Source organism: Micromonospora sp. NPDC023644 (assembly GCF_040640115.1).
Taxonomy (GTDB): domain Bacteria; phylum Actinomycetota; class Actinomycetes; order Mycobacteriales; family Micromonosporaceae; genus Micromonospora.
Genome location: NZ_JBFABA010000045.1, coordinates 40,336 through 46,450, shown reverse-complemented (window position 1 = coordinate 46,450; position 6,115 = coordinate 40,336). Strand labels below are relative to the sequence as shown.

The window sequence follows — 6,115 nt, the reverse complement described above, 5'->3', positions numbered from 1 at the left end:
GTCGTCACCCAGTTTGAGCGTCAGACGTCGAAGCGAGACTCGCACTACGGCGTACCGGGTGTGCCGCCCTCGCTCCCATAGGCTGCGTCATGCGAGAGGCCTACGTCGCCCCCGCCACCCCTACCACGCAGGCTGCCGCGCTTCGTTCTCCGAGCTTCCCGGTCGATCTGCTGGGCGGCGCGCCTGGCCAATCGCAGTTGCTCCTCCCGATCCAGCACCCGCGATGCTCCCCGACGCCGAGCCACCACCACCACCACACCGACGATAGCCAGCAGCAAAAGCGCAACGACTCCCCATGCCGCGCCAGTCACACCCGCACGGTAACGAACACAGCCAACGCCCCTGCAATCCCGCCGTCGACCCGCCCACGTGGGGAGCGGGCCGCCGCCCGGTCCATCACACGTCAAGCGGACCTTGACGCACGTACGGACGCGCCGGAACAGACTGAGTCGCCTCTCGTGCCACGGAGCGCGCCCCGACGGACACCGCCACAGTGGCGCAGTTGACCCAACCTCGCCCGGCACGGACCCGGCTCCCGGGGTCGGAGCTGGCCACCGGCGGGCACCCCCTCCCTCCCAGGTAAGCGGATGACCTAACCCTGAGCGCTGCGAAAAAGCGGGCGTCAAGCCGATCACCGTGCACGTCGCCAGGCGCACCTGCGCCACGCTCCTGGCCGACCTCGACGTCGACCCCCGAGTCGCCATGCAGGTGCTGAGGCATGCCCGCTTCTCCGTAACGTTGGAGATCTACACGCAGGTATCGACGAAGGCGACCAGAGACGCACTCAAACGCCTCGGTGACTCACTCGGGCGCTGACGGAACTGCTGTACTTCACTGCTGTACGACAGCAGAAAGGCCACCTCCCAAGACTGGGAAGTGGCCTTTGACCTGCGTGGGCGATACTGGGATCGAACCAGTGACCTCTTCGGTGTGAACGAAGCGCTCTCCCGCTGAGCTAATCGCCCTCAGCGCCGATGACTCTACCTGATCGAGGGACCGGACCGGAAATCCGGGGTCCGCGTGCCGCGCGGCAGTCGGCCGACCCGTCGAAGCGCCAGGTCAGCCCAGGGTCAGTGCGTCGCCAGGTAGTGCAGCGCCTCGGCCACCACGTCGATGCCGAAGCTGAACTTCAGCGACAGCCAGACCACCGAGCCGACGAAGACCAGGCCGACGGAGCCGAGCAGGAAGCGCACGGCCAGTGAGCGGTCCTTCACCCACTGGGTCCAGTTGTGCACGTGCCGGCGGGTGAAGCCGAGCAGCCGGCGGGCCCAGTGGAACTCGACGGCCCAGATGCCGAGGCCGGCGATCACCAGCAGCCAGCCCGGCCCGGGCAGTGGGATGAGGGCGATGCCGATGGTGACGACGAGGGCGCCCGCGATGGCGATGAAGATCTTGAGGGTCACCCGTCCGGTCGGGTTGGCCCGGATCAGGTCGAGGGTCGTGCCCAGCCGCTGCCGCCAGCGCGGTCGCTGCCGCCGCTCGGCCAGCGCCGTCCCGCCCGCGCCACTCCGGCCGGACGCCGCCCGACCGGGCCGGTCGTGCTGCTCCATCGGCACTTTGTACCCCCGCTGTTCGGCTGCCCGGGCCGCGACGTTCGGCGGGCCCGGCACCGTCTTCGGATCCACTGAGGATCGTTTCGTGACCATTTCCTCCCCCAGTGTGGCTCGCGCCCGTCACTGCAACGGCCGACTGGACGTTACCGGAGTAAGTCGACGACTGAACCACCCGATGCCGGGCGGGATCACGCACTGGGCAGAACCGGAAATCCTACATGAATCTTCACATTCACGCGGCCTTTCCGACCCCCTTCCCACCACTGGGTGAAGTCAGCGTATGGCGGAGCGTAGCCAGGAGTAGCACCTGAGTATGGGAAAAGCGGGACACGCGCGTTCCGCAGCGGTGCCGGGGGGAGATCGTCCATGAGTGTCATCCGACCGACGACCGTAGAGGTCGAGACGTCGCTAAGGCTCGTCGCACCTGACGCCACCGCCTTGCCGGTGCGTGCCAGTCTGCGTTACGACCCTGCTGATCCGTATGCGGTCCATGTCCTGTTCCACGCCGAATCCGCCGGCGGCGAGGCCGTCAGCTGGTCGTTCGCCCGGGAGCTGCTGGTCACGGGCCTCGACGAGCCGGCCGGCATCGGCGACGTGCGGGTCTGGCCCTGGGCCACCCCGCGCGGGGACTTCGTCGCGCTGGCGCTGTCGTCGCCCGACGGCAACGCCCTGTTCGAGGTGCCGCGCAGCGTCCTGGTGCGCTTCCTGCGCCGGACCTACGTCGTCGTCCCGCGCGGCCGCGAGGCCGAGCACCTGGACGTCGACACCGCGGTGAGCCGGCTGCTCGCCGGTCGCTGAACCACCGGCCACACCGGCCGACCGGGGCCGCGCGGATCTGCCGAGTCCGCGCGGCCCCGGCCCACCAGGGGGTACGCGCACCGCCTCCCGCCCCTCGCCGGGCTCAGCCGTGGGTGGTGATGCCGCCGTCGACCGGGATCACCGCGCCGGTGAGGTACGCCCCGGCGCGCGACGACAGGTAGATCGCGGTGCCGGCCATGTCCTCCGGCCGACCGATCCGGCCCAGCGGCACCTGCCCCTCGATGGCGGCCCGGGACGCGGGGTCGTCCAGCGCGAACGCCATCATCTTGCTCTCGAACGGCCCCGGCGCGATCGCGTTGACGGTGATCTGCTCGCCGGCGAGCTGGTGGGCCAGGCTGCGGGTGAGCATGTGCACGGCGGCCTTGGTCGCCGAGTACGCGTACACCTCCATCATCGGCACCCGGATGCCGTCGATGGACCCGACGTTGATGACGCGGGCCGGGTCGTCGGCGCTGGCCGACGCTCGCAGCGCGGGCAGCAGCGCGGTGGTGAGCCGGAAGACGGCCTTGACGTTGACGGCCCAGAGCTTGTCGAACGCGCTCTCCGGGTACGACTCCAGCGGCGCACCCCAGGTCGCGCCCGCGTTGTTGACCAGCACGTCGAGCCGGTCGTACCGCTCCCGGACGGCGGCGGCCAGGCCCTCGGCGCCGGCGTCGTGGCCGAGGTCGGCGGGGATGGCCTCGCAGCGCCCCTCGGCGGAGAGTTCCTTGGCCACGGCCTCGCAGACGTCCGCCTTGCGGGACGAGATGATCACGTGTGCGCCGGCCCGGACGAAGCCCTGGGCGATCATCAGGCCGATCCCCCGCGAGCCGCCGGTGACCAGGACCGTCTTGCCTTCGACCGAGAACAGATCCGTCATGCCCATCCCATCGCGAGTCGGCCGGGACCGCCGGGGCGGGGCGGCCGACCGGCGCGGACCGGCTCCGGCCGTGCCTCGACCGGACGGCGCTACCGCTCGGTAACGTAGCCCGCCCCCGACGACCTCGACAACCCCCGCCGGCCGGCCCGACACCCGCCCGCCCCAGCCCGCGCGACCTGCGCCGCGTTCCCGGGATGCGTTGATCGTCGCCCCGGGCTACCGTCGCAGGCGATGGTCTCTTCCGGTCAGCTCTCCCCCGTTCCGCCCGGCAACCCGGCGACCGCCCCCGCCGAGATCGACACGGTGGCCCTCGGTGACCTCGCCCCCGAGCCGCGCTGGCGGCGCCCGGTGCTGCTGGAGAGGGACCTGCTCGTGCTGACCACGGGCGGACACGGCACCGCCGAGCTGGATTTCCGCGCCCTGCCCTGCCGGCCCGGCACGCTGCTGCGGGTGCGCGCCGGCCAGGTGCTGCGCTGCGCCGGCCCGCAGCTCGACGCGACGGTGGTGCGCTGGGACCCGGCGGCGCTGCGCGGGCTCGACGTCGACCCGGACGCCGTGCCGTCCTGGCTCCAGCTCGCCGGCGAGGACGAGGACGCGGTGATCAACGAGGTGAGCCAGCTGGCGGTGGACTGCCAGCGGCACCGGGGGCTGGCCGCGGCGCGTGGACTGCTGCGCCACCAGCTCGCCGTGCTGCTGCTGCGGCTGTCGCTGCTGCCCGAACGCGCCCACCCGGCGACGCGGGCGGAGGCCGCCACCTTCCACCGGCTCTGCCGCGAGGTCGAACGCGGCTACCAGCACACCCGCCGCGTCGAGGACTACGCCGCCCGGCTGGGCTGCTCGGTGCGTACGCTCACCCGGGCCTGCCTGGCGGTGACCGGGCGCAGCGCCAAGCAGGTGGTCGACGAGCGGGTGGCGCTCCAGGCGAGCCGCCTCCTGGCGGCCACCGACGAGCCGATCGCCCGGATCGGCCGGCGGCTGGGCTTCTCCGAGCCGACGAACTTCGGCCGGTTCTTCACCCGCGAGGTCGGGGTGAGCCCGGGCGCGTTCCGCGCGGCCCGTGAGCAGCCGGTACCCGGGCCGGTCGTCCGGCCCCGCCCGCCCGCCGACGCGGCCGGCCGCCCACGCGGGGCATGATGTCGGGGTGCAGATCTCCGCGCGCGGCGACTACGCGGTACGGGCGGCCCTGAGCCTCGCCACCGCGTACCCCCGGTTGTTGTCCACCCAGGCCATCGCCACGGAGCAGGACATGCCGCGCAAGTTCCTGGAGGCGGTCCTGGCCGACCTGCGGCGGGCCGGCATCGTCCGGGCGCAGCGCGGCGCGGAGGGTGGCTACACGCTGGCCCGCCCGCCGCGCGAGGTGACCGTCGGCGCGGTGCTGCGCGCGGTGGAGGGCCCGCTGGCCGGGGTCCGCGGGCTGCGCCCGGAGGAGACGAGTTACGAGGGCGCGGCGGAGAACCTGCCGGGGCTCTGGGTCGCGGTGCGGGCCGCCGTGCGCCGGGTGGTCGACGAGGTGAGCCTCGCGGAGATAATCAGTGGCCGGCTCCCCGCCCACGTGCGTAGGTTGACCGCCCTGCCCGACGCCTGGGAGCCGCGCTGATGCCCACCCCCGTCCTGCGCACCGAACGCCTGCTGCTTCAGCCCTACCGGCCGGACGACGCCGAGGACTCGATAGCCCTGCTCACCGACCCCGAGGTGGGCCGGTTCATGGGCGACGGCCCGCTGAGCGCCGAGGAGGCCGGCGCCCTCTTCGGGCGGGTGTTCACGAAGGTCTACGCGAACGACCTCTTCGACGTCTGGGCGGTCCGCCGCGACGGCCGGTACGTCGGACACGCCGAGATCAAGCGGACGGATCAGGTCGACGGCCACGAGATCATCTACGCGCTGGCGAAGCCGGCCTGGGGCGAGGGTCTCGGCACCGAGCTGGCCGGGGCCCTGGTCCGCTACGGCTTCGACACCCTCGGCCTGCCCCGCGTGTACGCGACGGTCGCCGACGCCAACCACGCCTCGCTGGCGCTGCTGGGCAAGCTCGGCTTCGTCCACGAGCGCGACATCGCCGAGGACGACGGCAGCGTCACCCGCGTGCTCGTCGTCGACCGCGCCCCCGCCTGACACCGCCCCGCCCGGTCGGCGGCGACGGGACCGACCACCGAGGCACGACGCCGCCGGTCGGCGGGCCCGACGCCCACAGCCCGCGCCGCCGGCGTTGCCGCCGCCGGAGTGACCGGGCCGGTCACGCCCGCGCCGGCGTGCCCGTCGTGGTGTAGCCGCCCCGGTGGTGGATCAGCGGGTCCCCGTCCTCGCCGCCGCCGAGCGCGAGCGGCTCGGCCACGAAGAGGGTGTGGTCGCCGGCCGGCACCCGGTGCGCGACCCGGCAGAGCAGCCGGGCCAGCACGCCGGACAGCAGCGGCACGCCGAACGGCCCCGGCGCCCAGTGCGGATAGGCGGCGAACCGGTCGATCCCGCCGGTGGCGAAGACCCGGGCGGCCTCCCGCTGGTGGGCGCCGAGCAGGTGCACGGCGACGTGCTCGGCCCGGGCGAACACGGGCCAGCTCGACGAGGCGGTCCCGAGGCAGAACGAGACGAGCGGCGGGTCCAGCGAGACCGAGGTGAACGAGGTCGCGGTGAAGCCGGCCCGGACGGGCTCGCCGGAACCGTCCGGGTGGGCCGGCCCGCCGGCGGCCGGGGCGACGGTGGTGACCACGGTGACGGTGGCGGCCTGCCGGCGGAGCAGCGCCCGGAACAGGTCCCGGTCCACCGGCAGCAGCTCGGCCCCGCCCTGCCGGGACCATTCCATGGTGGTCACGTCGGCTCCGGGGCCGGGTGGGCGCCCGGCGTGCGGGGCAGCCCTGCGTCGACGGGCGGGCGAGCCGCGTGGAGAAGATCG

7 protein-coding genes, 1 tRNA gene and 1 pseudogene are annotated in these 6,115 nt (G+C 73.3%); 5 read left to right on the top strand and 4 right to left on the bottom strand.

Annotated elements, in window-relative coordinates:
- Positions 1-603: 603 nt before the first annotated feature.
- Positions 604-816, top strand: a pseudogene (locus tag AB0G08_RS24350) (tyrosine-type recombinase/integrase); the annotation flags it as partial.
- 77 nt (positions 817-893) lie between these two features.
- Here AB0G08_RS24350 and AB0G08_RS24345 read toward each other — a convergent pair.
- Both AB0G08_RS24345 and AB0G08_RS24340 read right to left on the bottom strand, forming a co-directional pair.
- A tRNA-Val gene (locus AB0G08_RS24345) sits at positions 894-965 on the bottom strand.
- 105 nt (positions 966-1,070) lie between these two features.
- A complete protein-coding gene (locus AB0G08_RS24340) occupies positions 1,071-1,646 on the bottom strand; it encodes a TIGR02611 family protein (RefSeq protein WP_358091781.1) in 576 nt (191 codons plus the stop codon).
- A 273-nt stretch (positions 1,647-1,919) separates the two neighbouring features.
- Between AB0G08_RS24340 and AB0G08_RS24335 the strand changes: the two genes are divergently transcribed.
- Complete coding sequence (locus AB0G08_RS24335) at positions 1,920-2,351, top strand: SsgA family sporulation/cell division regulator (protein ID WP_067311359.1); 432 nt, start codon at positions 1,920-1,922, stop codon at positions 2,349-2,351.
- Positions 2,352-2,454: 103 nt separating this feature from the next.
- Here the strand turns inward: AB0G08_RS24335 and AB0G08_RS24330 are convergent, their stop codons facing one another.
- Positions 2,455-3,231 (bottom strand): glucose 1-dehydrogenase, encoded by a 777-nt coding sequence (locus AB0G08_RS24330; RefSeq protein WP_358091779.1) that lies wholly within the window; start codon positions 3,229-3,231, stop codon positions 2,455-2,457.
- A gap of 231 nt (positions 3,232-3,462) precedes the next feature.
- Between AB0G08_RS24330 and AB0G08_RS24325 the strand changes: the two genes are divergently transcribed.
- Genes AB0G08_RS24325 through AB0G08_RS24315 form a run of 3 tightly spaced genes read left to right on the top strand, consistent with a single transcriptional unit; the run spans position 3,463 to position 5,340 of the window.
- A complete protein-coding gene (locus tag AB0G08_RS24325) occupies positions 3,463-4,365 on the top strand; it encodes an AraC family transcriptional regulator (protein WP_358091777.1) in 903 nt (300 codons plus the stop codon).
- Positions 4,366-4,372: 7 nt separating this feature from the next.
- Entirely contained in the window at positions 4,373-4,828 is a 456-nt protein-coding gene (locus AB0G08_RS24320; RefSeq protein ID WP_121398934.1) for an Rrf2 family transcriptional regulator, read from the top strand.
- A complete protein-coding gene (locus AB0G08_RS24315; RefSeq protein ID WP_358091775.1) occupies positions 4,828-5,340 on the top strand; it encodes a GNAT family N-acetyltransferase in 513 nt (170 codons plus the stop codon). The genes AB0G08_RS24320 and AB0G08_RS24315 overlap by 1 nt, the downstream gene beginning before the upstream one ends.
- Before the next feature lie 121 nt (positions 5,341-5,461).
- Here the strand turns inward: AB0G08_RS24315 and AB0G08_RS24310 are convergent, their stop codons facing one another.
- Complete coding sequence (locus AB0G08_RS24310) at positions 5,462-6,025, bottom strand: flavin reductase family protein (protein ID WP_358091785.1); 564 nt, start codon at positions 6,023-6,025, stop codon at positions 5,462-5,464.
- Positions 6,026-6,115: the final 90 nt, after the last annotated feature.

What these genes read in the sequence shown, in the direction of transcription:
- AB0G08_RS24340 (WP_358091781.1), bottom strand. Translation starts at nt 1,646, where the DNA reads ATGGTCACGAAACGATCCTCAGTGGATCCGAAGACGGTGCCGGGCCCG.
- AB0G08_RS24335 (WP_067311359.1), top strand. Translation starts at nt 1,920, where the DNA reads ATGAGTGTCATCCGACCGACGACCGTAGAGGTCGAGACGTCGCTAAGG.
- AB0G08_RS24330 (WP_358091779.1), bottom strand. Translation starts at nt 3,231, where the DNA reads ATGACGGATCTGTTCTCGGTCGAAGGCAAGACGGTCCTGGTCACCGGC.
- AB0G08_RS24325 (WP_358091777.1), top strand. Translation starts at nt 3,463, where the DNA reads ATGGTCTCTTCCGGTCAGCTCTCCCCCGTTCCGCCCGGCAACCCGGCG.
- AB0G08_RS24315 (WP_358091775.1), top strand. Translation starts at nt 4,828, where the DNA reads ATGCCCACCCCCGTCCTGCGCACCGAACGCCTGCTGCTTCAGCCCTAC.
- AB0G08_RS24310 (WP_358091785.1), bottom strand. Translation starts at nt 6,025, where the DNA reads ATGGAATGGTCCCGGCAGGGCGGGGCCGAGCTGCTGCCGGTGGACCGG.